At 51.2% G+C, this 25737-nt stretch carries 24 protein-coding genes; 12 read left to right on the top strand and 12 right to left on the bottom strand.

Translation table 11 applies throughout. The annotated features are described in order from the left end of the window. The 9 genes from HK11_RS09605 to HK11_RS09560 form a co-directional block, all read left to right on the top strand. Positions 1-512 (top strand): MIT C-terminal domain-containing protein (locus tag HK11_RS09605; RefSeq protein WP_304528677.1); only part of this gene is annotated, 512 nt, incomplete at its 5' end. Between the two features lie 1047 nt (positions 513-1559). Next, a complete protein-coding gene (locus tag HK11_RS09595) occupies positions 1560-1793 on the top strand; it encodes a hypothetical protein (RefSeq protein ID WP_143216384.1) in 234 nt (77 codons plus the stop codon). Further along, on the top strand, positions 1783-2220 hold the full coding sequence (locus tag HK11_RS09590) for a cell wall hydrolase (protein WP_086555133.1): 438 nt from the start codon (positions 1783-1785) through the stop codon (positions 2218-2220). The genes HK11_RS09595 and HK11_RS09590 overlap by 11 nt, the downstream gene beginning before the upstream one ends. Continuing rightward, the gene (locus HK11_RS09585) at positions 2220-2558 is read left to right on the top strand and encodes a hypothetical protein (protein ID WP_086555132.1); all 339 of its coding nucleotides are present in this window, start codon (positions 2220-2222) and stop codon (positions 2556-2558) included. Before HK11_RS09590 ends, HK11_RS09585 begins: the two co-directional genes overlap by 1 nt. Further along, on the top strand, positions 2555-2932 hold the full coding sequence (locus tag HK11_RS09580) for a hypothetical protein (protein ID WP_086555131.1): 378 nt from the start codon (positions 2555-2557) through the stop codon (positions 2930-2932). The genes HK11_RS09585 and HK11_RS09580 overlap by 4 nt, the downstream gene beginning before the upstream one ends. 1 nt (position 2933) lies before the next feature. Next, the gene (locus HK11_RS09575; RefSeq protein WP_086555130.1) at positions 2934-3134 is read left to right on the top strand and encodes a hypothetical protein; all 201 of its coding nucleotides are present in this window, start codon (positions 2934-2936) and stop codon (positions 3132-3134) included. A 145-nt stretch (positions 3135-3279) separates the two neighbouring features. Continuing rightward, on the top strand, positions 3280-4668 hold the full coding sequence (locus tag HK11_RS09570) for a DUF262 domain-containing protein (RefSeq protein WP_086555129.1): 1389 nt from the start codon (positions 3280-3282) through the stop codon (positions 4666-4668). Then, positions 4658-6574, top strand: a complete 1917-nt coding sequence (locus HK11_RS09565) for a DUF262 domain-containing protein (protein ID WP_086555128.1) — start codon at positions 4658-4660, stop codon at positions 6572-6574. The genes HK11_RS09570 and HK11_RS09565 overlap by 11 nt, the downstream gene beginning before the upstream one ends. Positions 6575-6646: 72 nt before the next feature. Next, positions 6647-7189 (top strand): hypothetical protein, encoded by a 543-nt coding sequence (locus tag HK11_RS09560; RefSeq protein ID WP_086555127.1) that lies wholly within the window; start codon positions 6647-6649, stop codon positions 7187-7189. Here HK11_RS09560 and HK11_RS09555 read toward each other — a convergent pair. Genes HK11_RS09555 through HK11_RS09515 form a run of 9 tightly spaced genes read right to left on the bottom strand, consistent with a single transcriptional unit; the run spans position 7182 to position 16691 of the window. Next, a complete protein-coding gene (locus tag HK11_RS09555) occupies positions 7182-8534 on the bottom strand; it encodes a tetratricopeptide repeat protein (protein WP_086555126.1) in 1353 nt (450 codons plus the stop codon). The two genes, HK11_RS09560 and HK11_RS09555, sit on opposite strands and share 8 nt — an antisense overlap. A 20-nt stretch (positions 8535-8554) precedes the next feature. Then, positions 8555-9406 carry an alpha/beta fold hydrolase gene (locus tag HK11_RS09550; protein ID WP_086555125.1) on the bottom strand — a complete coding sequence of 284 codons (852 nt, stop codon included), beginning with the start codon at positions 9404-9406 and terminating at the stop codon, positions 8555-8557. Continuing rightward, a complete protein-coding gene (locus tag HK11_RS09545) occupies positions 9403-10428 on the bottom strand; it encodes a P1 family peptidase (RefSeq protein ID WP_086555124.1) in 1026 nt (341 codons plus the stop codon). The genes HK11_RS09550 and HK11_RS09545 overlap by 4 nt, the downstream gene beginning before the upstream one ends. Beyond that, positions 10428-11201, bottom strand: coding sequence for an ABC transporter ATP-binding protein (locus HK11_RS09540; protein WP_086555123.1), 774 nt, complete (start codon positions 11199-11201; stop codon positions 10428-10430). Before HK11_RS09540 ends, HK11_RS09545 begins: the two co-directional genes overlap by 1 nt. Continuing rightward, positions 11194-12039: an ATP-binding cassette domain-containing protein gene (locus HK11_RS09535; protein ID WP_086555122.1), complete on the bottom strand. Its 846-nt coding sequence runs from the start codon at positions 12037-12039 to the stop codon at positions 11194-11196. The genes HK11_RS09540 and HK11_RS09535 overlap by 8 nt, the downstream gene beginning before the upstream one ends. Then, a complete protein-coding gene (locus tag HK11_RS09530; protein WP_086555121.1) occupies positions 12036-12881 on the bottom strand; it encodes an ABC transporter permease in 846 nt (281 codons plus the stop codon). Before HK11_RS09530 ends, HK11_RS09535 begins: the two co-directional genes overlap by 4 nt. Next, complete coding sequence (locus tag HK11_RS09525) at positions 12878-13849, bottom strand: ABC transporter permease (RefSeq protein ID WP_086555120.1); 972 nt, start codon at positions 13847-13849, stop codon at positions 12878-12880. The genes HK11_RS09530 and HK11_RS09525 overlap by 4 nt, the downstream gene beginning before the upstream one ends. Further along, on the bottom strand, positions 13849-15363 hold the full coding sequence (locus HK11_RS09520) for an ABC transporter substrate-binding protein (RefSeq protein ID WP_198943250.1): 1515 nt from the start codon (positions 15361-15363) through the stop codon (positions 13849-13851). Before HK11_RS09520 ends, HK11_RS09525 begins: the two co-directional genes overlap by 1 nt. Next, positions 15363-16691 (bottom strand): LLM class flavin-dependent oxidoreductase, encoded by a 1329-nt coding sequence (locus tag HK11_RS09515; RefSeq protein WP_086555119.1) that lies wholly within the window; start codon positions 16689-16691, stop codon positions 15363-15365. Before HK11_RS09515 ends, HK11_RS09520 begins: the two co-directional genes overlap by 1 nt. Positions 16692-17154: 463 nt before the next feature. Between HK11_RS09515 and HK11_RS09510 the strand changes: the two genes are divergently transcribed. Continuing rightward, on the top strand, positions 17155-19521 hold the full coding sequence (locus tag HK11_RS09510) for a TonB-dependent receptor (RefSeq protein ID WP_086555118.1): 2367 nt from the start codon (positions 17155-17157) through the stop codon (positions 19519-19521). A gap of 218 nt (positions 19522-19739) precedes the next feature. Here HK11_RS09510 and HK11_RS09500 read toward each other — a convergent pair whose 3' ends face one another. Further along, positions 19740-20735, bottom strand: coding sequence for an MFS transporter (locus HK11_RS09500; protein WP_086555116.1), 996 nt, complete (start codon positions 20733-20735; stop codon positions 19740-19742). Positions 20736-20999: 264 nt separating this feature from the next. On the opposite strand from HK11_RS09500, the gene HK11_RS12360 reads away from it, so the two are divergent. Continuing rightward, positions 21000-21176, top strand: a complete 177-nt coding sequence (locus HK11_RS12360; protein WP_158092813.1) for a hypothetical protein — start codon at positions 21000-21002, stop codon at positions 21174-21176. 17 nt (positions 21177-21193) lie between these two features. On the opposite strand, the gene HK11_RS09495 is transcribed toward HK11_RS12360, so the two are convergent. Together HK11_RS09495 and HK11_RS09490 are read right to left on the bottom strand one after the other, a co-directional pair. Beyond that, positions 21194-22120 (bottom strand): tetratricopeptide repeat protein, encoded by a 927-nt coding sequence (locus HK11_RS09495; RefSeq protein WP_158092812.1) that lies wholly within the window; start codon positions 22118-22120, stop codon positions 21194-21196. 115 nt (positions 22121-22235) lie between these two features. Further along, positions 22236-23468 (bottom strand): tetratricopeptide repeat protein, encoded by a 1233-nt coding sequence (locus tag HK11_RS09490; protein WP_086555114.1) that lies wholly within the window; start codon positions 23466-23468, stop codon positions 22236-22238. A gap of 565 nt (positions 23469-24033) precedes the next feature. Here HK11_RS09490 and HK11_RS09485 point away from each other — a divergent pair. After that, positions 24034-25668 carry a lactate permease LctP family transporter gene (locus HK11_RS09485; RefSeq protein ID WP_086555113.1) on the top strand — a complete coding sequence of 545 codons (1635 nt, stop codon included), beginning with the start codon at positions 24034-24036 and terminating at the stop codon, positions 25666-25668. Positions 25669-25737: the final 69 nt, after the last annotated feature.

Below are 25737 nucleotides of genomic sequence, written 5' to 3'. Positions count from 1 at the left end.
GCTTTCGAGGCCAAAGCCGCGTAAAAGAAATTACATACCGGCACAAAACCGTTACAAGTCCAGAAACACAGTCAATTTCGGTGCCGGAAATTTCTGTAGAACTTGTTTCTACTTCCGATCCGAAATCTGGGCATGTTGTTTTTGCGGAAAACCGTAAGGGTATAAGTTTTGATAAAATTTTAGGTCCATGGACCGACGGAGCAAAAAGAATCGTCATCACTGCCCCTTACATCAGGAAATTTCATCAGGCACGCAATGTGATGGAACTGATCGAAATGCTGATCAGGCGTAAGCAGCCCGAAGATCAGATTGCGGTGCATCTTGTAACTGCGCCTGATGATGGAAATATCCAGGATCAGCGTGAATGCCTGGAAGGGATTGCTGAGGCCTGTACAGGAACCGGGATCGATTTTACATGGGTTTTCGACGAGACTGGTGCGCTCCATGCTCGCGATATCACCACGGATACTGGATGGAAAATGGTTCTGGACCGTGGATTGGATATCTTCTAGCCAACGCCACGCAAGATGAATGGTTTTTCACTTGGTGAGCGCATGCAAGAGCAGCGGATGGTTCGAGGATTCTACGTGACTTACTTGAAAAATATGTGAGTGTCAGAGTTGAGTCGAATAGTTATACTCATAGATATTTTATTTTAAGGATAACTTTTATTCGAACTCCGCAAGGAAAGTAAATATGACTGGTTTGACCCGATGACGGACGGATGTATGATGCCCACTGGTTTAGGTATGCTCTGCAGTAGATAAGGTATCGAACCCTGCAACCCAATCCAGAAATCTCACGGAAAGCCCATCAGATACGACTGGCTCAGATAAAACGCCGCAATCGCATCGAGATCATGTTCGGTAGTTTCAAAGACTGGCGTCATATCTCTACGGGCAACGACTGATGTTTAACCATCCTCGTTTCAGTCACCTGCTTCGTCACCACCGTGATGTTCTGGCTATATATGGCTGAGTTTAGGTTGATTTTATTCTAAAGATATCAATAGGTTCCAGTTCTCAGTTTCGTTGCCGTCGGCACGCCATGCGCTTTATAAGATTTTACCCTGAGGTATAAATCTTATCGCTTTTTCTAAAAGCATTATTCTCCGACATTATAATATTTGCATCTTTCTCCTGCGGCATTTCTGCTGTGTGCAATGCCCACCCGACAAAGCTGTGATGAACGCACTGATGCAAAGATCAGTGTATCTGTCAGAAATAGTCACCTTTATACATCGTGTTATGACAGAGCGTCCTGATATGTCAGTGCTCCTCTCATCTTAAAAAATACACTGAGACAGCTGCCGTAAAACCGGCTGTGCGTCGGTTTTATCATGGGCACTGCACAGACAGGGAGACGCTTTTTCATAAGCATATTTTTATCATGACATGTGAAGCAGCAATCGTTTACGGCCCGCCGGGAGTTAAGCCCGCCCCTGTGCCCGCCACAGCACCAGACCATGCAGACACATGAAATGACAAGCGCATGCTTTAACGACCAGACGTATAAAAAATGAAAAATATATTTATTTTTCAATAATTTTCTGAGGTTTCATGAAAACCAGACTCACCATACAAAGGGCTGAAGCAGGAGTGTCTGTCATATCACGCCTCAAATCTGCTGAGGCCCGCCTGGCCAACTGGAAACGGCATCTGGCGGTGATCAGTCTTGTTATTATGCTTTTTGGCTCTGTCTCTTCCGCTTTCCTCTCATGGCAGGATATTTCAGGCTATTTATGGGCTGAAATATTCCACCAGCAAAAACCGGGGGGACCTCATGCCGCCTGACAGTTTGCTGACCAGCCCTGTGCAGGTCCTTGCCCGCACAGCATGGGGTGAAGCCCGCGGCGAAGGCCGTGAAGGGATGCAGGCTGTCATGAATGTTATAGCCCGCCGTGCTGCAACGCCGTGCTGGTGGGGGCGTGACATTATTACTGTATGCCTCAAACCCTGGCAATTTTCCTGCTGGAACAAAAACGACCCAAACCACATAAAAATTCTGACTGTTACTGATAATGACAAACAGTTTCGCGACTCTCTTGAACTTTCCGGGCAGCTGACTGCCGGTTTTCTGCCCGACCTGACGAACAGATCAGATCATTACTTCAACATCCATAGTGCTCCCCCTGCCTGGGCAGCGGGGAACACACCCGAATGCATACTCGGCAACCACGCGTTTTATCGCCTGGGGCCTTATGGTCAGGAAAAAAAATAATGCCTGAAGAACAATCCCCTCTTCCCGACAACACACCGGAAAAACCAGAATCATTATCAACCACTGTTAAAGCTGCGGCTGCGGGCCTCTCGCCCATGGCTCTGGTCATGGCTTTACCAGAACCCTATGCCACCTGGGTGCTCTATGCCTGCGTTATCTTTGCCTGTGCAGGGCTTGCTGCAACGCAGATTCCGGTTCCGGCCAGTCCAGGCAGTAAATTATTACCACTTTACCGTATTTTAAACTTCCTCGCTGCTAACTGGAAATATGCGGCCAATACGGCCATGGCCCTGCGCAGTAAAGCAACAGCATCGGCTGAAAAGGACTTACATAAATGACAAAATTATTGTGTCTGTTGCCATTTTTCATGGTAGCCGCCTGCGCTGATACAACACAGGGTAAATTGCGGCAAACCATATATGATATGAACAGTACCTATCATGTTCTGGCAAACCCGGTGCCAGATATCATAGCCGGCAAAGTGCCTGGTATCAGGCTGACAGATTCACAGGTTATTCTGATAAAACGTGCCAGCCAGAGTGTTTTTAACGAACTCTCAGCACTGAACACCTCAGTTCAGGCTGACCAGACACTGAAAGAAACAGCTGTTGCTGCGGCACAAAGCAGCCTGGCCTCGCTGGTGACGTGCTGGTCTGGCCTTAAAGCGGGAACGACACCCGCAGCCTGTTCAGCACTTGCAGGAGACGAATAAAATGAACACAGCGGCTCTTACTGCTCTCCTCAGTCTTGCCAGCACGCTGGTTTCTCTGGCCGAACAATATGGCCCTGAGATTTACACAACGTTCTTACAGGCTGTTGAACAGTCAAAGTCCGGCACTGGCCCGACAGCTGATGAAATCAGGATTATTTTTGAAAAATGTAAAGCAGATAACGCCTCTATTCAGAAGAGCTGACTATCTGACATGACAGGGCCTGCAAAGCAGCCATATCTTTTCTCACCTGCCCGCAGACCTGCTTGAACGGGCTACTGGTCAAAACAGATCTTTACTGTCTACAGTCAGAAATATTAATGACCCCGATGGGAAAGAGAAGCACTCCATGACCGCGCCTCAGGGCAACAGGACCACCGTTTCAGGCCAGATTATCACCGTGAGTGAACTTCTGGCCAACTCTTCTCTTAAAATTCCCTTTTATCAGAGGCCGTATAAATGGACTGGTCAAAATATCAGCCAGCTTCTGTCTGATATTACCACTCACTCTGAAAAGAGTGCCTGGCGCCTTGGGTCAATCGTTCTCCATCTGGACGAATATGGCAATAACAACATTGTCGATGGTCAGCAACGCACACTAAGCCTGCTGCTATGTGTGCAGGCTCTCCTTCAGAAAGAAGGACTGAGTAACAAAACACTCAAAGAGCAGCTTCATACCTTTGCCAGGCAAATGATAGTACCTGAGTTTTCAGACCTGATCTCACAAAATAATATCCGGCAGAATTATCTTACAGTCAGCCGCATTATCTCACGACCTGACTTCACTGAAGATCATGCTCTTTTTTTACTAAATAAATGCGAAGTTGTTGTTGTCACACTCAATAACCTTTCAGAAGCTTTTCAGTTCTTTGACTCACAGAATGCCCGTGGCCGTGACCTCGCCCCGCATGACCTGCTTAAAGCTTTTCATCTGCGCGAGTTCAGCCTCAGCGACGAAATGAAAAAAACAGAAGCCGTCGAGAAATGGGAAGCTATTGCCCCTGAAAAACTGGCAAAGCTCTTTTCAGATTATCTGTTTCGCATCCGCAAATGGTCAGCTAACAGCCGTGCCCGCTATTTTAGCAAACAGGATATTGACCTCTTTAAGGGTATAAATATCAACACTGTTGCGCGTTACCCCTACACCCGGCAACTGCACATCACCCACCAGTTTGTTGACCATTATAACGCGCAATATGAACGCCATATTGATGAGCAAACGCTGCATTTCCCATTTCAGCTTGACCAGAAAATTATTAATGGACGGCGTTTTTTTGACTTTGTCAGTCATTATCAGCAGCAAATTGCACAATGTGACCTGCTGTTTAAAGGCAGCGAGGCTCCTGCCCCGGACATAAAGCTGACCGGCTATGCCGGCGCAATTATCCAAGCCATTAATACTTATGAAGGACAGTACCGCAAGGGTGACCGTTATGTCAGGGCTCTGTTTGACTGTCTTCTTATTTTTTATATGGATAAATTTGGTCATGCTGAAATTGCATCTGCCATTGAGAGAATTTTCATCTGGGCTTACAGCCTGCGCCTGAAGCACTATGCGATACAGGTCGCCGGGATGGATAATTATGTTCTGGCGCATAATCTCTTTCGCATTCTCAAAGACGCAACAACTCCCGCCGATTTTCTGTGCGTTACCTTGCCTGTGGTCCACACTATAAAATCAAGTAAAATCAATAAAATAGAAGCACTTTTCAGAGAGATGGAATATTATGCAGAATAACCCGCGGCAACTCTCTGTTCACGATCTTCTGGCCAGTGACACCCACTATGTTATTCCGGTTTACCAGCGCAACTATGCCTGGGAAGAAGGAGAGATAACACAGCTTATTCAGGATATTACAGATTATCTGCCCGGCGGCCGGCCGTATTATATCGGCACCCTCATTATTTACGGGCGCAAAGATGAAAACAGGCAAAGCAGCGAGGTCATTGATGGCCAGCAAAGGCTGACCACCCTGTCTCTTCTGGCGTCATACCTCAAAAACACCCTGCCTGAGGGGCTGGCCTGGTATAAAAATCTTAATATTGAATTTGATAACCGCAGGAACTCCCAGGTAACTTTTCAGGCTCTTTTCAAAGGGGGATCCAGCCAGAATATTCCCGATCCGGCTCTCATCAACACCGGTATTCTTAACGGATATCAGCTCATAGAAAAAATTCTGCCCCTTATCATCAGGGAGCATCATTTAACTCTCAAACAATTCTCTGACTATCTCTTTAATTCTGTCACGATCATGCAGGTTCAGGTGCCTGATGATACTGACCTGAATCATTATTTTGAAATTATGAACAGCCGCGGAGAGCAGCTCGAAAAACACGAAATTCTTAAAGCACAGCTGATGGAAAAACTCCCGGGCTACGAGCATACTCTCAGCATCATATGGGAAAGCTGTGCAGGGATGCAGCGTTATGTGCAAATGGGTTTCACCCCTGAACAGCGTCACAATATTTTTGGCAAAAATGACTGGGGGCGGTTTACCGCAACGAACTTCGATGCACTTCATACACTGTTAAATAAGGAGCATACTCACGCTCAGCCTCAGTCTGTTAGCCTGACAGACCTTATCAAAAATACCTTTACCAGAACGGACCAGCCAGAAAACAGCAGAGAAGAGGACACGGAGCGCTTTAACTCTGTGATTAATTTCCCCAATTTTCTGCTGCATGTTTTACGAATAACTCTACGCAAGACTATCCCGCTTGATGATAAACGCCTGCTTGAAACATTTAAGGAACATCTGTTCAGCGCTGATGACCCGGCAGCTTTTATTAAACTCTTTTTCTTTAACCTGCTGCGCTGCAAATATCTGTTTGATCAGTACGTCATCAAACGTGAATACGGCAGTGCCGGAGAGAGCTGGAGCCTTAAACGCCTGACCTGGAGCGAAAGCGGCGCTTATTATGTCAGCAGCTTCAGCCAAAAACCTGAAGAAACTGACGATATTAATCATACCCTGCTCATGCTGCTCAGTGCTTTTCATGTCTCAGCCCCGACGCAGGTATATAAATACTGGCTGCATGCCGCTCTTACTCATTTATTTGATAGCCAGGCCCCCACAGGCGCTGACTACCTTAAGCATATGCACGCAACAGGCACGGCCTTTCTGTTTGACCGCTTTCTTGCCCCTGATAATGAGCGCGCATATTTTGATATAATCGATACACCGGTCTGCAAAACCCGGGCTGATACTGTGTCCGTCAGCACGCTTACCCCGATGCTGCGCTATGGTCATATCAAAAATAACTTCGTGTTTAATTTCCTCGACTATCTGCTCTGGCTTCGTAACAAAGAAAATGACGCCCATATCCGGGCTTTCGACTTTACCTTTCGCAGTTCAGTTGAGCACTACTTCCCTCGTAACCCCAGGTTTGAAAGCGATAAAATACACGCTGACGTCTGTGACTCTTTTGGCAATCTCTGCCTTATCAGTGCCGAGAAAAACTCAAGTCTGGGCAATCTCCTCCCCGCAGAAAAACAAAAAGAATACAAAAACAAACCCGCTGACAGCATCAAACAATACCTGATGATGAAAGAGGCAACATGGGATGAAAATGCCATACAGCATCATACTCAGACCATGACAGAAGCGCTTCTTCTCTGCCTCGCCGGGCAGACAGATCATTAACCACCCACGCAGAGCAGCTTTGGTGTATTATTCTGGCAGCTCAGAACGAACAGCCCCTTTCAGGAGAGAAGAATGATAAAAATACACCACCTGGCGGCCTGCGCAACCGGCGCAGCACTCTGTCTGATAACCGGGCCTGCTCTGGCACAACAGACCCCGCCTGCCGCCCTGCGTGCAGGTGACGGGCATGTGCTTGGGCAGATCAAAACCAATGGTGAAGTCGTTGACAGCAACGGCAACAGGCTGGGCAAAATTGATGCCGAGGGGAATATGCACGACCGCCTTGGTGTTATTCAGGGCAAGGTCGAGGCTGATGGCAGAGTGCGCGACAGCAGCGGCACCTATCAGGAAAACGCTGCGGCACCTGACATTCTGCGTGACAATAACGGTGTGCGTGTTGGCCGTATCGACCCCGATGGCACCGTGCGCGACAATAATGGTGTGCGCACCGGCCATATTGATGCAGATGGTACCGCCCGCGACTTTAACGGCGTGCGCCTTGGCCGCATTGATGCTGACGGCACCATGCGCGACAGCAACGCTAAAAGCATGGGCAACCTGGGAGATGACGGTACGATGCACAGCCTCAATACCGGTAAAAAATCAGCTAAATAATATGCTTGCCCCGTGCTGTTGCCTCTGCCGCCAGGGCAGGAAGCCCTGCTGAGGCATAAAGCGTGGCCAGCGCATTGTTTGCCGGCACATCATCCGGTGTTGCAAGCCGGCGCATTTCAAGAATTTGCTGCGCGCGGTTATCAGCCCCCGTGCGCAGCATAGCGTCGAGCGCAAGCTGACCAAACAGGTCACGCTGCGCATGGCTGCCACCAATATGCTCAATGCGCCCCTGCACCGGGTCAAGCCATGGCAGAACATCTTCAAAACGCCGCTCTGCATGCGCGCTCAGCGCTTCAGCCAGCGCCAGCCCGACCTCATGCCAGGCAGTATAAACACTGCTGTCTTCAGCCCCGGCAGCCTGGCGTATAGCCGCTAACAGCGCCTTCCCCTCAGGCAGGCCAGCCCGCAACAGCCCGTAGAGATAATGCAGGCTGAGAAACGGCTGTGACACATCGGCTTTGCGCACCACCAGATAAGCCCCCAGATCCTGCCAGCGCGCTCCCACATCACACCCGGCAAATTCAAGGCGCAGCAGTAAGGAGACCGCTCCGGCCTGGTCCTGCGAGAAGGTGCGCTCACGCGCCCAGCAATGCCGGTCATAAATCGCAAGAGCCGCCTGCTTCTGCCCCAGGCTAAGGTGAAACAGCGCCTTATGCCACCATAAATGCGTGTAGAGAAACGACGTCAGCCGCTCCCACTCCTGCGTATGGGCCGAAAGAAAGGCAAGCCCCTCCTCAATCCGCCCCCGGGTCAGCATCACATGGGCCAGCGCGTGCTGAGCCCACCCCTCCTGCGGGTCTATGGCCAGTGCCTTGCGTGCGGCCTCCTCAGCATGGTCGAGCAAATGGCACTGCTCAAAGGCAAAAGCCCGCATACCCTGAAAATGTGCATTGTCAGCCGCTGCCTCCAGGCTGAGTTCTGTCACCCGCAGCATATCGAGCGCACGGCCATTATTAAAATCATCATACTGATGAATTTTCAGAGCAATAAGGTCACGTGGCCACTGTGTCAGCACAGCGCGCAGTGTTGTGCGTACTTCCACCATGTCATCAGCCAGCCAGGCGAGCAAAACATGCAGCAAAAGCTGCTCGCGGGCATTCAGCCCATCTGCCGCCTGTGCCTTACGCGCATGTTCACGCGCGGCAGGGGGCACACCACCGGTTTCAGAGAGCATCCACAACAGGCCGGCATAAATATGCACCAGCCCGTTATGCGAGGTTTCAGCCACTGACAAAACCCCGGCGATGCACTGATGATAGCCCAGAAAACCGTTAATAAAATCATTCACACCCGCAAGGTCAGCCTGTGTGCTGACCGTTGTGGCATTACCCAGACAATCCTCCATGCGCTCCGCCCTCTCTGCCCCTAAGCCCGACCCGCGTTAACACGGGCCAGCATGGCATCAGTCAGCATGTTCACCTCGTCAGGTTTTTCCAGCATGATCTGATGCGCACACTCATCAAGCGTATGCACTTCAGCGCCGGGCAGAGAGTCAGCCAGTTTTTCAACCGTGCTGTGTGGCACAATACCATCATGCGCACCGGCAATAAGTGTGACCGGCACAGCCGGAAGTGCCTTCAGCGCCGCTGCGGGAAACACCGGCCCCTGCCGCAGCAGTGAGCGCATCATAAACAGGCTGTTATGCCGTGTGGCATTGCGCTCAAAAGCCAGCAAAGCCGGGTCAGTGCCAGGATACCAGGCCAGGGCCTCAAAGCGCCTGCCAAGCTGCGGGCGCAAAATCTCCATCACTGGCAGAGGCAGGTGGTCCATCCAGTTGCCAAACAGGCCACGCCGTTTATTCTCATGCGGGGCCGGACCAAGAAGCACCAGGCCATCGACCGGCAGAACATGCCGGCGGGTCCAGACCTGCAGCAGCCAGGCCAGCGTGATGCGGCACCCGAAGGAATGCGCAATAATAATTGTTTTTTCAGTTCTGAATTTTTCAAAAATAAATGAAAAATCACGCAAAAAAGCATCAGCCGAAAAATCCTGCTCTCGCTTTGAGCGCTGGCTTTTACCATGACCAAAGGCATCCCACGCCACGATATTAACGTGCTGTGGCAAAAAATGCGCAAACTGCCTGCGCCACTGGTTTTTATTGCCACCACCGCCATGCACAAAAAACAGCGTGACCGGTGCCTCAGCCTGACGGGTGGTGACATGCAGCGCACGACCGGGAGCAACTGTGAGCATCTGCTCGTGAAGGGGGGGCGTCATGAACGGTTCTCCTGAGCATGGGTTGGTAAAAGACCTGCAAATTTCTCCTGCCAGGAGGGCACACAATTCTGCCAGCCCAGCGGGGCAGCATGATACACACCCAAAGCCACAGCCCGGGCTGTGACCAGTGTGGCAGCCTGCAAAATTGCGCAGAAGGCCGTCAGGTCAGGGGCTGGTTTCTCCTCTGTCGAGACACCAAATACCGTGTCACCATCCTGCGGCAGGTGCGCGGGCAGAACCGCACGGGCCACGCCATCCTGACCCAGAATAGCCAGGCGCTTTGCCTGCACGGGGCTCAGTGTGGCGTCAGTCGCGACAATGCCAATTGTGGTGCCGGCCACATAATCGGGTTTGATCAGCAGGTGCTGTGCCGCAGCCGCGCTGTCAGCTGGCAGACCGAGCCCGCCAAACTCCCCCTCCTGCTCGAAGGGAGCACTCCAGAAATGCGGGCCATGCCCCACGGTGGCACTGCCCACCGCGTTCACCGCCATAAGGGCAGAAACTCTGTAACCCTGGGGGGTAACCATGCTGGCACTGCCCAGCCCGCCACGCAGTGTCGCCGTTGTTGCCCCGGTGCCTGCCCCCGCTGTGCCCGCGGGCACCGGCTGCGCGGTTGCAGCCCGTGCTGCCTGCGCCCCCATATGCGCATATGGCGAATGGAGCGGGTCTTTCTCCCCTCCGTTCGCAAGGTCAAACAAACTGGCCTGCACCACAACAGGCACCCGTATTTTACCTGGCACCGGAGGGAGGACCGCAAACTCCTCACGCAGCACACTCTGCACACCTGTTGTGGCGTCCAGCCCATAGACAGAACCACCAGACAGCACGATGGCATGAATGCGCTCCACCATCATTTCAGGCTCAAGCAAATGCGTGTCACGCAAAGCCGGTGCACCACCCAGCACACTGACAGAAGCAACAGCAGGCCGCGCAAAACGAATGACTGACACACCGGTACGGGCTGTCAGGTCCTGCACGTGGCCGGTAGTGATACCGGCAATACTGGTCAGGGTGCCATTCATCAGCTCAGTTCTTTCTCTCTGCTGTGTTGTAAAAGCATACGGGCCGTATCAGAACGCGGGGCCGTGAAAATCTGTTCCGCAGGGCCTTCTTCCACCACCTGGCCCTGGTCAAGCACTATAACCCTGTGGGCCATATGACGCACCACAGCCATATCGTGACTGATAAACACTAAAGAAAGGCCGGTGCGCTGCTGCTGCATAAGCAGCGTATTAAGCACCCGCGCCTGCACTGACACATCAAGTGCTGACACGGCCTCATCTGCAATAATCAGCGCAGGCTGCCCCACCAGAGCACGGGCAATGGCAATGCGCTGGCGCTGCCCGCCTGAAAACTCATGTGCGCGGCGTGACAGCACATCTTCAGGCAGGGCCATATCATGCAGGGTCGCGCGTATCCGCCCCTGTTTTTCAGCCTCGCTCAGAGGGTGAAACAGCAAAGCCTCACGCAGAACAGCCTCCACACTCTGCCGCGGGTCAAGCGAACTGTAAGGGTCCTGAAAAATCATCTGTAATTCGCAGCGCAGCGGGCGATGCTGCTTTTGTGACAGAGCCTGCACATCGGCTCCCTTATACGTCACCTGCCCGGCGGAGGGGCGCAGCAGCCCGGCCAGCACATGCGCCAGAGTTGTTTTGCCTGTGCCTGAAGCACCGATCAGCGCAACGGTCTCACCAGATCTGACGCTCAGGCTGAGGCCACGCAGCACATCAACTGCTGGCCCACCGGCACGGGCGCGACTGAGAAAGAGGTTCTGTGCTGTGAGAAGATCAGTCATTGAGTGCCTCCTCCGTCATCGCCCGGGGGAACAGGCTCAGCGGTGCGCGCGGGGTAAAATGAAGCGACAGGGCCAGCAAAGACTGCAAATAAGGCGAAGATGGCTGCGCAATAACAGCTTTTGTCTCGCCATGCTCAACACACACACCATGGCGCAGCACCAGCAGGCGGTCAGTTGCACGGGCAACAAGCTCAAGGTCATGCGAGATCATCACCACAGACATACCCCTCACCTGCACCTGCTCACGGATCAGGCTGACCACCAGCTCACGGGTGGCGGGGTCAAGGGCTGTTGTAAATTCATCGGCTATCAGCACATCAGGCTCAGCAGCCAGAGCTGCAGCCAGAAGCACGCGCTGGCGCTGCCCGCCTGAAAGCGCATGCGGGTATAATTTCTGCACTGACAGGCCATCAGCCAGCCCCACGGCAGCAAGCCAGCGGGCGGCACGTTCTGCGCGCTCTGCACGGGTCAGTGTCGCAGGCAGCCCCTCGGCCACATGAGCCGCAATGCTCATGCCGGGGTTAAGAGCCTTCATCGGCTCCTGGGGGACATAGCCAAGCACCCGCCCGCGCAGGCGGTAACGCTGACCGGGTGCAACAGAGCGCAGAGTGGTGCCGTGAATATACACATCACCCGCAACAGAAAAACCCTGCGGCAACAGCCCGAGACAGGCCAGCCCCAGCGTGGTTTTGCCACTGCCTGACTCCCCCACAATGCCCAGAACCTCACCGGCTCTGAGCTCAAGGCTCAGGTCGCTGAGCACAATACGCCCGCCGGCTGCCTGCGGCAGGGTTACGCTCAGATTTTCAAGCCGCAGGGGCGTGGTATGTGTCGTCACGAGGTTTTCTCCTGCCTGGCAAAAAGGTCACGCAGGCCATCTCCCAGCATATTGATGCCCAGCACCAGCAGCACAACTATAACCCCGGGCACGACCACCAGTACGGGATGGTCAAACAGATGCACCTGGTATGAGGCCAGAATACGCCCAAGCTCGGGCAAGGGTGGAGGCGCCCCCAGCCCCAGGTAAGACAAGCCTGTTTCGGCCAGCAGAGCCAGCGCCACATTGACCGAAAACTGCACCAGCAGACCAGGGGCCATGTTAGGCAGCACGTGCCGCATATGGATCTGCCACGGTGTAAGGGCTGAAAGGCGGGCTGCGGCAATATAGTCCTGCGCCAGAATAGCCGAGGCCGCCTGCTGGCTTAGTCTGATAAACCCGGGGATGAAGAAAATAGCGAGCGCGAAAACCTCCTCCCCCATACCCGCACCATAAAGCGTGACCAGCAACGCCGCCGTAATGACCGGAGGGAAGGCAATGCCAAGCTCAACCACGCCACCGGTGAGGATTTTTGTCCGTCGGCCTTTTTCAGCTGCGAGCAGACCGGCACTGCCCCCCGCACACAGGGCCAGCACCATTGCGACCACACTGATGCCAAGGCTGTTAACAGCCGCTACCAGGGTATAAGCCAGCGTGTCACGCCCCAGCGGGTCAGTGCCAAGCCAGTGCTGCCAGGAAGGCGCGAGCAAACGATGGTGCAGGTCGATACCAAAGGGATGAACCTGGTGATACACCCACAGCGCAGCACCTGGCAGCAGCACGCAGGCCAGTGAAACCACACCCCAGAGTAACCCCGCCCGTGAAAGGCCCCATGGCCTGCGGGCCAGTGAAAGCGCACTCATACGCCCTGCCCCTCTTTGTCAGAATGTGCCCGGGGGTTAAGCCGGTTTTCAACCCGCTCAGACAGGCCTTTTTCAAAAATCACCAGAGCAACAATTAATAAAACACAGATCTGCACCACGGGCACATCGCGCTGGTTAACGGCGTCGAGCAGTAAAGCCCCGGTGCCTTTAAGGTTAAAAACATTCTCGACAATAATCGTGCCTGATAACAGCAGCGGAATTTGCAAAGACAAAACCGCCAGCACAGGCGGCAGGCTGCGCGGCAGCACATGGCGCAGCAGCACGGCTGGTTCTGACAGGCCATGTGCACGGGCTGTCAGCACAAAAGGCTCCTCCAGCACTGCGATAACAGCAGAGCGTGTATAACGGGCCAGCACCGCAGCCTGCGGCAGGGCCAGAGCCACAGCCGGCAGCAGCAGAGATTTAAACGCAGGCCAGGGGCCGCTCTCCCAGCCGGCAAACCCGCCCGCTGGCAGCCAGTGCAGTGTAAGAGCAAAAAAACCTGTCAGCACCATGCCAAGCCAGAAGTCAGGCACGGCTTTGGTCAGCTGTATACCCCCCATAAGCACAATATCAGCCGAGCTGCCCCGCTTAATGGCCGCAAGCCCGCCCAGTGGCACCCCCAGCGCAACTGCAAGCACCAGAGCCAGCCCGGCCAGAGGAGCAGAAAGCTGCAGTCGCTCTGACAAAAGCTGCCACACCGGCACGTTATAGCTGTAACTTTCGCCAAAATTACCCTGAAATAAACGCCCCAGCCACTGCACATACTGCACCGCAAAAGGCTGATCGAGCCCCATTTTATGATGCAGGGCGGCCAGGGTTTCGGGCTGGGCATCAACCCCCAGAATAACCTCTGCCGGGTCACCTGGCAGTAAAGCCATGCACGAAAAAATAAGCGCACTTGCAAGCACAAGCAGCACCAGCCGCCCGCCGGCAAAACGCAAAAAGCCTTTAACAGAAGATGACATTATGGCCCCCAGGAGGCAGCAGATAACGGGCAGGCAGGCAGAGGCTGGTTGTTCCACATCCCCTTTATCTGAGCGCGTGTTATGTTTGTTCTGGGGGTAAAGAACAAATAGATATTGGGCACGTCATGAGCCAGTTTTTCCTGCATTTTAACCGAGAGCGCATGACGCTCAGCAGGGTCCGCTGCTTTTTCATAAGCCGCATAAAGAGCCTGAAATTCGGCATTATTATAGCCAAAATAATAGTTCTTACGGGCATAGATATTTAAATCATCAGGCTCGGTATGTGCAATGATGGTCATATCAAAATCATGATGGCCAAAGACCTGTGCAAGCCATGCAGGCCACTCAAGCTGCTGTATGGTGACATTCAGCCCCACCTGCTCAAGATAGGCCGCAATGACCTCACCCGTGTTGCGGGCGTAGTCGATGGGAGGAAGGGCAAGCCTGAGGCGTGTGCCCGGCTCAACCCCGGCCTGCTTTAAAAGCTCTTTCGCCTTTTCAGGATTATAAGGATAAACACCCGATAAATCAGTGAAATCGGGGTTTTCGGGGCTCATATGTGAGCCGATAACCCGCGCACCTGGCACATCTGACACCTCAGCAATACCCCTGCGGTCGATCGCATAGGCCAGAGCCTGCCTGACCAGTGGCTGCGCCAGAAGCTTCTGGCGGTTATTAAGGGCAAGAATACCCTTAAACGGTGCCAGCCCCGAGCGCATAACAAAGTCAGGGTTATGAGCAAAACGTATGAGCATCTCAGGGGCGGGAAAGCTGGGATAAGCGTCAAGCTGGCCGTCGAGCAGAGCATTAGCCGCTGCCATCGGGTCAGAATAGAAACGAAACACCACCTGACTGAGATGCGCCTTCTCGCCCCGGTAATCGTCATTACGCGTGAGGGTTACGCTGTCACCACGTTTCCAGCTTTTAAAAACAAAAGGCCCGGTGCCGACAGGGTGCTGCCCGTTACCCGCAGCACTGGCAGGAGAGACAATGACCGCATCGCCCCAGCTCAGCTCAGAGAGGAAGCTGCCATGAGGGGCGTCAAGGCTTATATCAACAACATCATCTGACGGGCAGCTGACAGTTTTGATATTTTCAAAAATATGTTTTTGCGGATTAAGACTTTCCGGAGCCTTAGCGCGCTCAAACGTATATTTAACCGTTGCGCAGGTCAGAGCTGAACCATCGTGAAAATGCACACCCGGCTGCAGGGTAAAATGATAAAGCAGCCCATCGGGGGAGACAGACCATGATTTTGCCAGCAGCGGCTGCACCGTGCCGTGCTCATCAACCCCGGTCAGCCCTTCAAAAATATTGGCATAAGTGACAATGCGTATCCCCTCAGCAGGGTTTGCTGTTGGGTCGAGTGTCGGCGGGGAGACATTAACCCCCACGGCAATGCTGTTGTTCTGCGCGCTGGCCAGTGCCGCAGAAACAGGCAGAACAGCCACCAGGCTCAGCACCACACCAGCCTGAAAACTTCTTTTTTTATAAAAAGATTTTTTATAAAACATCAGGTCATTTCACCGGGTTTGGGACGGGCAAGCCCCAGATGCTCGCGCAGAGTGCTGCCGGTATATTCTTTACGAAACAGCCCGCGCCGCTGCAGCTCAGGCACCACGAGGTCAACAAAGTCATTAAGGCTTTTTGGCAGCACGGGGGGCATTACGTTAAAGCCATCAGCTGCACCGGTGGTAAACCACTCCTCAAGCTGGTCCGCAATCTGACTGGCATCCCCCCATATCGTCCAGTGGCCACGCGCACCGCTGACTTCAAGATAAAGCTCGCGAATAGTCATGTTCCGCCGGCGGGCCATTTGTAAAAGCAATGTCTGACGGCTCTGATTTCCGTTAATCACAGCCGGGGGTTCGGGCAGCGGGCCATCAAGCGGCAGACCGCGCAGGTCGGTACCGGTCATACGTGAAAGCAGTAGCAAACCCACCTCAGGATGGGTCAGGTTATCAAGCTGGTCTTTCAGGTCTTCAGCCTCAGACTGCGTGCGCCCGACCAGAGGGTAAACGCCGGGCATAACTTTAAGGGCGTTCACCGGCCGGCCAATAGCACGCATGCGATTATGCAGGTCGGTGCGAAAAGCACGGGCCACCTCAATTTCCTGCTGGGCAGTAAACACCATCTCAGCCGTTTCAGCGGCAAGCTGTCGCCCTGGCTCGGAAGAACCAGCCTGCACCAGCACCGGCCGCCCCTGGGGTGAGCGCGGAATATCGAGCTGGCCTGATGCCCCGAACAATGTGCCCTCATGCTCTACGCCGCGGCGCAGGGCGGGGTCAAAAAACAGGCCATTTTCAACATCACGGATAAAAGCGCCATCGTCCCAGCCATCCCAGAATTTTGTGACCAGGTCAGCAAATTCGCGTGCACGCTGATAACGATCAGCATGGCGCACATGGTCAGGCACACCATAATGCACTGACTCACGCACATTGGCTGTTGTAACGAGGTTCCACCCTGAGCGACCGCCATTGATCTGATCGAGGGAGAGGAACTGCCGGGCCAGCTGATAAGGCACAGAATAGGTTGTGCTGACAGTGCCGATAACACCGATGCGCTTTGTAACGGCAGACAGAGCCGAAATAAGCGTAAGTGGCTCGAAAGAGGACGCATAGGTCATGCGTTTAAAACCTTCGATACCATCCTCATCAATACCGCTGGTAAAATCAGCAATAAACACGGCGTCAAACAGGCCACGCTCGGCAGTTTGCGCCAGCTCAACATGATGCTGAAAGTTTACACCTGCATCTTTCACAGAACCAGGGTGACGCCAAGCGGCCGCATGATGCCCCGTGGGCAGAAGAAAAGCAGCAAGGCTCATGGCACGGGACATATAACGATACCTTTTCGTGATACAGGCGACATGGCAGACAGAGCAGGCACCATATACGGCACTTTATGCACTTTCTGACCACAACAGAGAGTGCACGATATAAGCTAAAAATTCAAAACACAAGACGATGCAGGTTTTATTTTTACTAAAAATAATAGTGATTAAAACCCTCTGAAAAAATAAATTATCTTATTGTTTTTATGTTGTTTCTTTGGGAATTATCATTTTATAAATGATGCGAATTCGAAATTATTGATAAATTTTAATCAAAATATCACTACTTTTTTGTGGTATTTTTATTTCACGACAATATTGTTGCAAAAATGAAACCAGCACAAACACAAAGCCTGATATGATGTAAGGATACGCGCCACCATGCGCCACACAATGCCAGCCCGATGTTAACACCCGCAACCTTTTTCACCAGTTTGTGCACTCACCCTCCATCAGGGACCTTATAATTATGTTCGCCCAGAAGGCTTTGTTCTCCCTCAGGCTTCAGCCTTTTTCTCACAGATATGCACTGCTCGCATCAGGCGTTTTACTGTTTACCTTAAGCGGGCAGGCCCTTGCACAGACGCAGACCGCCCCCGCAAAAACAGCGCATACAGCAGACAAAAACAAAAGCAAAAACCGCCACAGCCCCGCACAGGCTGCAAAGCCTGCCAAAGCCACAGGAAACGCAGTTGAAGGCGGCACAGAAGAAGTGCTGGTAACCTCTGAACGACGCGCTGAAAGCCCGCAGAATATTGGCACATCCCTCAGCGTCATCAGCGGCAAAACACTGACCACACGTAACGTCAATAACGTGTTTGACCTGCAGTATCTTACCCCCTCCCTTCAGGTCACACCACAGTTTGGCAGCGGGCAGTATGCTTTTGCTATTCGTGGGGTGGGCTTTAACGATTATGCCAGCAATAACTCCCCCACTGTTGGCGTCTATGTTGATGAAGTCGCAAACCCCGTACCTTTTGCCACCAACGGTATGATGTTTGACATTCAGCGCGTTGAGGTGCTGCGCGGCCCGCAGGGCACACTTTATGGCCGCAACACAACGGGCGGTGCCATTAACTACATCCTGAACAAACCAACATCGACTTTCCACGCTGGTGGTGACGTGCAGTATGGCCGTTTTGGCAGCACAAAAATTGACGGCTATATCTCTGGACCGCTGTCTCAAAAACTGCGCTATCGTCTGTCAGGTGAGACCGAACAGGGCGGAGCCTGGCAGCATAACAGTGACGGCATAAAACTTGGCCGGGTAAACCGTGGCGCAGCACGCCTGCTGCTGGATTATCAGGCCACTGACACGCTGAAGTTTGAGTTTAACCTGCATGGCAGCCGCGACCGCTCTGACGCAAACGGCCTGCACCTTTACAGCCCGATGTCGGCCTTTAACGCGCTCAACCCTTCTGCGCCGATTTATCCGGTCAGCTCTGACCGGTATGAAACCAACTGGGGTACATCATCAGAGTTTGCAAAGCAGCTTGGCATCAGACCCAACACCAAACCATTTTCGCATATTGATGTGGGCGGCATGAGCTTTCGTGCAGAAAAGAAACTGCCTTTTGTTACCATCACTGATCTGATCAGCTATGATAACATGCAGCGCCAGACTTATATGAATTTTGATGGCTGGTCGTCAGCTCTGGCCGATGTCGCCTTTAACACCCGCGCAAGTGTGCTGGCTAATGAGCTGCGCTTTACCTCGCCAGGCAAGCGGAGACTCACCTGGGTAGGGGGTATTTACTACGCCCACCAGTATATGAACGATCATTATCAGTCGGGCTTTTCTGACCTGTATGGCTTTGATGAGGACCTGCGCTACACCCAGATGGTTAACACCATCAGCGGGTTTGGTCAGGCCACTTATCACATCACGCCTAAACTGCGCATTACAGGCGGGCTGCGTATTGAGCATGAACAGCGCACGCTCTCTAACATGAGCTCATACGAAATTATGAATGGTGTCATTACCAACCCTGGTAACGTCGTACGCCATGAAGGAACCGACTACACCCTGCCCTCAGGCAAGTTTGAAATACAGTATAACCCCATAAAAAATGACATGCTCTATGCGTCGTTTACACGGGGTATAAAATCGGGTGGTTTTACCACCTATAACTCGGGCTCTGTCGGGGTAGCCTCAGCACCCTTTAAGCCTGAATCGCTCCTGGCGTATGAGGTCGGCAATAAGTTCTCCCTCCCCTCGCAGCATCTGCGCTTTAATGTTGCCGGTTTTTATTATGAATATAGTAACCAGCAAATTCAGTCTGCCTCACTCAACCCTAAAACCGGCCTGGTCGGCTCAATTGTTAATGCGCCACGCTCGCATATGTATGGCGGAGAGATTGAAGCAGAATGGCACCCTCTGCGCGGGCTTACCCTTTCACAGTCAGCGGGTTTTGCAGTCGGGGCATTTGACAAATTCTCATCTCTTTACAGCGCACATATTGTGAATGGCCTTTATGTCGGTGATTACCGAAACCGTAAGGGAGAAGAATTACCTTTTCCAAAATTCACGGTAAACGGGTCAGTCAGCTACACCTGGGATCTTGGGCGTTATAACCTGACAACCGGCATAGATTACAGCCTGCGCAGCACTTACCACTCTCTGTTTGGCTCGCTCTATAACGTGGCAGGCTATACCTTATGGGGGGCTGATATGTCGTTCGGCCCCAAAGATGGTAAATGGACAATAGCAGCCTTTGGTAAAAATATTTTTGACAAAAAATATGACGTAGAAAGGAATTATTTTGTTCAGGGTGCTAATATTGCCCTTGCCGGTATGCCCGCCACATGGGGTGTGCGTTTAAGTGTGAATTATTAAAACGTACATCTGATCAGCCCGGCTTCGTTTCACGCGGGAGCCGGGTTATAAAACAGAGTAATGCGATCAGTAATGGTGCAGAACAGACCACTACCACATAGACCAGGAACCCAATACTGTTCTGGGAATCAAAAATATAATCGAAAACCGGCATAGCACTTCTGCCAAGCTCATGAATACAAAAGAGCAGACCAAAAACCGCACCCATACATGAAAAATCAGCAGGAAAACGGAAACAAATACAGGCACTCAAAACAATGCAGCTCAGAAATGCAGCTCAGAAATGCAGCATAAAAAATCATCATGATTGTAAAATTTAATTCTGCAGGCACATAAAATCCTGCAGTCATCGTTATTAATTTTAAGATAAAAAACACACCAAGCAAAAAAAATGGTGATATATATTTACTCAGAACACCGAAAAGACAAACAGAGACCATTTCTACAACACCAAGGCAGATAACAAATAAACAAGGATTATCCTCATTCATCATCTCTCGTATAAAATGTATTAATAAAGAATCATGGAATGATAAAATCAAACCAGTACACAGCATAGCTGACGCCAGTATCAGAAAGGCACGCGTTCTGATAAAAGTTACAATCTGAGTATTAAAAAAAGCCTGCTTTAATGGCCTGGAGCGCATTGCTGTATCAGCTACTCTGGCCAGCTGCGCCCGCAACATATAACAGAGAAAACAACCTAGGATACAAAACAGCAGACCACAAAAATACGCTGCACTCTGCCAGGAGAGTGTTTTCTCAAGCTTCTCCCATAGCTGAACAAAAGCAATATACCCGCCCCCCATAGCACTCACCATCAGAGCATAACTCAGACCCGCTCTCTGCCGCGGCACAGACTGACCCGTCAGAACAAAAAGAGGAACGTAAGTGGCACTCGCCTGTGCGGCTGCAAGCCACACCCCCGCGACGAGAAGAAACCACAAGGAATCTGTACAGGAAGGCAGCGCAAACAGTGCTGTGGCAGACAAAAATGAACCTGCAACCAGAACACGGGCCGCCCCATATTTATCACTTAATACGCCTGAAACATAAGAAGAAAAACCAAAGCTGACTGAATAAAGAACCGGTAACGCAACAAGCCAGGCAGAATGAGATAAAAAATCCCTGAACTGTATATAATAGATTAAAAACATCATCTGCATCGCACTGGCGCATAACAGAGTAAGGAAGCCACAGAACAGGTATTTCATATTTTCTCGTTTAGATGGCGTAAGATTAAAAATTAGTAATATACTATAACCAGCTGATTTAATACACGGAAAACCCGCTCTGCCCCTGCATAAACAGTGCAATAAATAACTATTTGATATAGTTATTTAAAATGAAATAAACACATATTCATATAAAAATATGCAAAATGTATTTTTTTCGTGTTGTAAAAATTATAATTCACACTATTTAGAGTGTAATATGTTTCGCAGATTTCGCACCATTGTAGCAAGGAGAATGGTTCCATGCTGAATAAAACACTATTTTCTGGCGTTATTACTGCTGGTGTTGTTTTTGCACTGAGCAGCCTGGTCATACCCGTGCAGGACGCCCGCTCAGCCATACTCAGCCTGTCACAGGCCACGTCATGCCTGTTTCAGTATGACGCAGCCATGCCTGCACTTAAAGCTGATGTAAAATAACAGCCATTACCCGGCTGTTATGAAGGATGGCAGGTATCACCTGCTTTTTTATACCACTCCTGCGCCTGACCTTTATTTTCAGGCACACCCTGCCCGTAAGCATATAACTGGCCTATGCGGCACATCGCATCAGAGTTACCTGCCCGCGCTGCCTGCTCGTACAGCCCTAACGCTCTGGTATAGTCCTGGTCGTCACCTGAGGTATCATTATACAGGCGGCCAGCGTTAAACATACCATCAGGGCTGCCTGCCTCAGCGGCCTTTTTATACCAGGTCAGCGCTTTCTCTTTATTGACTGGTGTGCCCAGCCCCAGCTCATACATCTCGGCTGTGCTGAACATGGCGCGGATATTGCCGTTTTCGGCGGCCATTTCATACAGGTGCAGGCCTTTTTTATAATCATGCGTACCGCCCTGACCGTTGCAGTAAGCTGTAGCAATATCAACAAGCCCCTGAGTTTTCACTGCCTGCTCAGAGCGTTTCTGCCATTTTGCTGCTTTTTTGCGGTTAACAGAGACACCCCTTCCATTTTCATACAGCGTTGCCAGGCGTGACATTGCGACCGCATTGCCTGCATCAGCTGCTTTTTCATACCATTCATGCGCTTTTTCATAATCCTGCGGCACACCATGCCCCTGCTCATAAAGCGCACCCAGGTCAAGCATAGCGGTTGCCCCGCCTGCAGCAGCCGCTTTTTCATACCACTCAAATGCCCGGTTATAATCAAGTGGCACGCCTCGCCCTGTTTGATACAGCGCACCGAGGTCGGTCATTTTCTCAGCGCTGTCAGCACTGAATGTTGATGGTCCGGGCGCTTTTTTGGCGGCCACCACCGGCGGATGAGCCCTGGCAGGCGCAGCCAGCGCCCGCACCGGAGTAAGAGGCACTATCAGCGACAGTGAAAGAAAAGCAAAAGAGCCGGATAAAGAACGCAGTGCTGTCATAATACTCTTTACACCCATCAGAAATGCAGTGCAGTTAACTGCGTTACTGCTGTGAAAATCAAAAGCAAACAAAAAAAGAATGTCTTTGTGTTTATTTTTTGGCAACTATCATATTTCAGTCAGCATGACACGTAACGCTGGTTTTTTCATACCAGAACTGTGCTTTCTTCTTATCCTCGGCAACACCATAACCATGTTCATAAAGCGCGGCTATACGACACATGGCATCGCTATTGCCTGCAGAAGCTGCTTTTTCATACCATTCGCGGGCCATACCGTAATTCTGAACAACGCCGTGGCCTTTTTCGTATAAAACACCAAGAGAAGTCATGGCTGAGCTGCTGCCTGCCTGTGCGCCCTGCTGATAAAGCTCGCGCGCCCTGACATAATCCTGCGTGACGCCCTGGCCACTATCATACAGCCTGGCCAGATTGGTTATCGCACTGACATTACCCTTTTCAGCAGCCTGCTCGTACAGCTCGTGCGCTTCGCCATAGTCCTGCTGCACACCACAGTTACCGGTTTCATACAGCACGCCCAGACTATTCATCGCGCTGTCATTCCCCTCATCTGCTGCCTGATGATAGAGCTGAAGGGCTTTTTCACAGCTTTTTGCCGCGCCATGACCATACTGATACAGCCTGGCAGCGTTCACTATACCGTCTGTATCACCGGCCTGACCGGCCTGCTGATAATAATCGAGCGCCTTTGTGTAGCTTTGAGGCACACCAAGACCACCCTCATATAAAACACCGATATTTCTGGCCGGCGCTTTATGATCACCCGCCCGGAATGCCTTGTGATACCACTCAAACGCCATGGCATAATTCTGCGCGACGCCTTTACCGGTTTTATATAAAACCCCAAGATTATTCATCGCCTGAACATTACCGGCAAGGGCGCCTTTTTCGTACCACTGAAAGGCTTTTCTCTCATCCTGCTGAACACCTTTGCCTTCAGCATAAGATATGCCGGTATACAGCATAGCCTCAGAATTACCGGCAACAGCTGCCTTGTGATACCACTTAAACGCGTTCTCATAGCTGCGCACAACACCATGCCCCTGCCGGCAAAGAGTCGCCAGATGCACCATGGCCCTGACATTGCCGGCGCTGGCACCTTTTTCATAATAGTAAAAGGCAGATGTATAATTTCCTGGCATATCATCTGCGCCATTTTCATAGAAATGACCCACAGCAAAAAAAACTTCACCCTGAACAACAGACACATAAGAGTGGGTCAGAGCCGCAGTGCTGTCTGCTCTGATCGTGTCAGATTTATTGAAATAACCAAAACATAAGAATAAAAATAAAAAACTGACTCCACATAATTTTAATATGTTTTTCATAACAGACTGTTTTTATCCTTAAAAAGTTATTTATATTTTTATTTAAATACAGTTCACTATTTAATAAATAAAACCTGGAATTTTATCTTATTTTATCTGCATAAAAATTTAAAGCTCTTAAGTGTTCAGGGGCTCTAGCATAACAAGCAAAATCCCCACAACCCGAAAAATGAATATTTTTTCAACTTCTGGTATTATCTATATAAATGTATCAACCATACATTTTATATATTTTCCTGCATAATTATTAACTTTAATATGTTTTTCAATAAGATACCTGTTTTTCAACAGAAACACCTACCTGCATCCGGTTTTTTATTTCGAATAGAAAATAATTACTGAGTTTTCGAAAATTCCCCGCCAGATAAAACCTGCCCTTAGTATCTGATTACCTTATATAAACTGAAGAGTTCTGCCTCACACAACTGTCATTTTTCGCTGGTATAAAGTCAGCCTACAGTCATAATAAGCATTTCTTCAGCCTGCACATCAGGCACACCCCGAAGAAAAATAAAACTAACAAAAACACCGTTGTACAAACGGGAGCACTGGGGAAAATTTACTCATGGCCTGGCAACAGATCTACGATCCCGTCGGCAATATCTGGCTTTCGGGCCTGGTCGCACTCACGCCCATTCTCTTTTTCTTTTTTGCTCTTCTGGTTCTCAAACTCAAAGGGCACATTGCCTGCACCATTACAGTAGGTATCACCCTGGCCATTGCCATTCTGTTTTATAAAATGCCTGCCCTGACTGCTGTCAGTGCCGGGCTTTATGGTTTTTCCTACGGGCTGTGGCCTATTTCATGGATCATCATAGGCGCTGTATTTTTATATAAAATCTCGGTCAAAACCGGGCATTTCGACATTATCCGCCATTCAATCTCCTCTGTATCAGAAGATCACCGTATTCAGGTTCTTCTTGTTGCCTATAGTTTTGGTGGCTTTCTGGAGGGAGCCGCTGGCTTTGGCGCACCTGTGGCCATTACCACCGCCCTTCTGGTGGGCTTAGGTGTGCCTGCCATCACTGCCGGCGGGCTGTGTCTGATTGCTAATGCTGCGGCCGGTGCCTTTGGGGCTATGGGCATTCCGGTCATTGTAGGGGCACAGGTTATTGGCGCGGCACCCGACGCTGTCAGTGCTCATGTTGGCTACCTGCAAATGGTCATTGCGTTTATCATCCCGATCTGGCTGGTGGCTATGTCTGACGGCCTGCGCGGTCTGCGTGAAATCTGGCCGGCTATTTTTGTTGCCGGCGCCTCCTTCGCCCTCCTTCTGGGTGGGACAGCCGTGTTTATCGGCCCTGAGCTGCCCGATATTATCGCCCCCCTGGGCACACTGATTATTCTGCCGTTTTTTCTGCGCTTCTGGCAGCCAAAGCATATCTTCAAATTTAAAAACGACACACAGGCCGTCACTCCGGCGGTCACGGCACGTGCCTGCAGCATGGCTGAAATTGCCCGAGCATGGTCTCCTTTTGTTATTCTGACTTTCTGTGTCGCCCTGTGGAGCCTTAAACCTGTTAAACGTCTGTTTGCTGCCGGTGGCCCGCTGAACTGGACAACACTGACTTTTAACTTCCTCGGTTTGCACGACAAGGTGCTCAAAAGCCCGCCGCTGACAGATATGCCAACACCATATCACGCCGTTTTTCACCTCGATTTTATCTCATGTGTTGGTACGGCCATTATTCTTTCCGCCATCATTTCAGTGTTTGTGCTGAGAATGAAGCCAGCCGTTGCCGCCGAGACATTTTTTGAAACAATCAGCAGCCTCAAAATCTCTATTTATGCCATTGGCATGGTGCTGACCTTTGCGTTTCTGGCCAATTACTCAGGCCTTTCAACTACGCTGGCTCTGGTTATGGCCCGCTCAGGCCGTGCCTTTACCTTCTTCTCACCTGTGCTGGGCTGGCTTGGTGTTTTCCTCACCGGGTCTGACACCTCATCAAACGCCCTGTTTGGCGGGCTTCAGGCTGCAACCGGGCGACAGATCGGGGTAACAGCAGATATTCTCATCGCAGCGAATACAGTTGGCGGTGCAGTCGGCAAAATGATCTCACCACAGTCCATTGCTGTGGCCTCTGCCGCTGTGGGCCTGACCGGCCAGGAAGGAAAGCTGCTCGGTTTTACACTAAAATGCAGCATTATCCTTGCGCTGCTGTGCGGTGCAGCGACCTCACTGCTCGTCTATATTTTTTAACACCTGCACCTGGAGGGTTCGAAAAACCCTCTGGTTTTGAGGTCTGCTCTGTGATTCCATTTCTCGTGC

It is taken from the genome of Acetobacter sp. DmW_043, assembly GCF_002153485.1.
GTDB lineage: Bacteria > Pseudomonadota > Alphaproteobacteria > Acetobacterales > Acetobacteraceae > Acetobacter > Acetobacter thailandicus.
The sequence above is the reverse complement of the archived record's forward strand: the minus strand, read 5'-3'. Positions and strand labels throughout refer to the sequence as shown.

Excerpts from the sequence above, each read along its gene's own strand:
- HK11_RS09595 (WP_143216384.1), top strand. The coding sequence starts at position 1,560 with ATGAAAACCAGACTCACCATACAAAGGGCTGAAGCAGGAGTGTCTGTC.
- HK11_RS09590 (WP_086555133.1), top strand. The coding sequence starts at position 1,783 with ATGCCGCCTGACAGTTTGCTGACCAGCCCTGTGCAGGTCCTTGCCCGC.
- HK11_RS09585 (WP_086555132.1), top strand. The coding sequence starts at position 2,220 with ATGCCTGAAGAACAATCCCCTCTTCCCGACAACACACCGGAAAAACCA.
- HK11_RS09580 (WP_086555131.1), top strand. The coding sequence starts at position 2,555 with ATGACAAAATTATTGTGTCTGTTGCCATTTTTCATGGTAGCCGCCTGC.
- HK11_RS09575 (WP_086555130.1), top strand. The coding sequence starts at position 2,934 with ATGAACACAGCGGCTCTTACTGCTCTCCTCAGTCTTGCCAGCACGCTG.
- HK11_RS09570 (WP_086555129.1), top strand. The coding sequence starts at position 3,280 with ATGACCGCGCCTCAGGGCAACAGGACCACCGTTTCAGGCCAGATTATC.
- HK11_RS09565 (WP_086555128.1), top strand. The coding sequence starts at position 4,658 with ATGCAGAATAACCCGCGGCAACTCTCTGTTCACGATCTTCTGGCCAGT.
- HK11_RS09560 (WP_086555127.1), top strand. The coding sequence starts at position 6,647 with ATGATAAAAATACACCACCTGGCGGCCTGCGCAACCGGCGCAGCACTC.
- HK11_RS09555 (WP_086555126.1), bottom strand. The coding sequence starts at position 8,534 with ATGGAGGATTGTCTGGGTAATGCCACAACGGTCAGCACACAGGCTGAC.
- HK11_RS09550 (WP_086555125.1), bottom strand. The coding sequence starts at position 9,406 with ATGACGCCCCCCCTTCACGAGCAGATGCTCACAGTTGCTCCCGGTCGT.
- HK11_RS09545 (WP_086555124.1), bottom strand. The coding sequence starts at position 10,428 with ATGAATGGCACCCTGACCAGTATTGCCGGTATCACTACCGGCCACGTG.
- HK11_RS09540 (WP_086555123.1), bottom strand. The coding sequence starts at position 11,201 with ATGACTGATCTTCTCACAGCACAGAACCTCTTTCTCAGTCGCGCCCGT.
- HK11_RS09530 (WP_086555121.1), bottom strand. The coding sequence starts at position 12,881 with ATGAGTGCGCTTTCACTGGCCCGCAGGCCATGGGGCCTTTCACGGGCG.
- HK11_RS09525 (WP_086555120.1), bottom strand. The coding sequence starts at position 13,849 with ATGTCATCTTCTGTTAAAGGCTTTTTGCGTTTTGCCGGCGGGCGGCTG.
- HK11_RS09520 (WP_198943250.1), bottom strand. The coding sequence starts at position 15,363 with ATGTTTTATAAAAAATCTTTTTATAAAAAAAGAAGTTTTCAGGCTGGT.
- HK11_RS09515 (WP_086555119.1), bottom strand. The coding sequence starts at position 16,691 with ATGTCCCGTGCCATGAGCCTTGCTGCTTTTCTTCTGCCCACGGGGCAT.
- HK11_RS09510 (WP_086555118.1), top strand. The coding sequence starts at position 17,155 with ATGTTCGCCCAGAAGGCTTTGTTCTCCCTCAGGCTTCAGCCTTTTTCT.
- HK11_RS09500 (WP_086555116.1), bottom strand. The coding sequence starts at position 20,735 with ATGAAATACCTGTTCTGTGGCTTCCTTACTCTGTTATGCGCCAGTGCG.
- HK11_RS12360 (WP_158092813.1), top strand. The coding sequence starts at position 21,000 with ATGCTGAATAAAACACTATTTTCTGGCGTTATTACTGCTGGTGTTGTT.
- HK11_RS09495 (WP_158092812.1), bottom strand. The coding sequence starts at position 22,120 with ATGACAGCACTGCGTTCTTTATCCGGCTCTTTTGCTTTTCTTTCACTG.
- HK11_RS09490 (WP_086555114.1), bottom strand. The coding sequence starts at position 23,468 with ATGAAAAACATATTAAAATTATGTGGAGTCAGTTTTTTATTTTTATTC.
- HK11_RS09485 (WP_086555113.1), top strand. The coding sequence starts at position 24,034 with ATGGCCTGGCAACAGATCTACGATCCCGTCGGCAATATCTGGCTTTCG.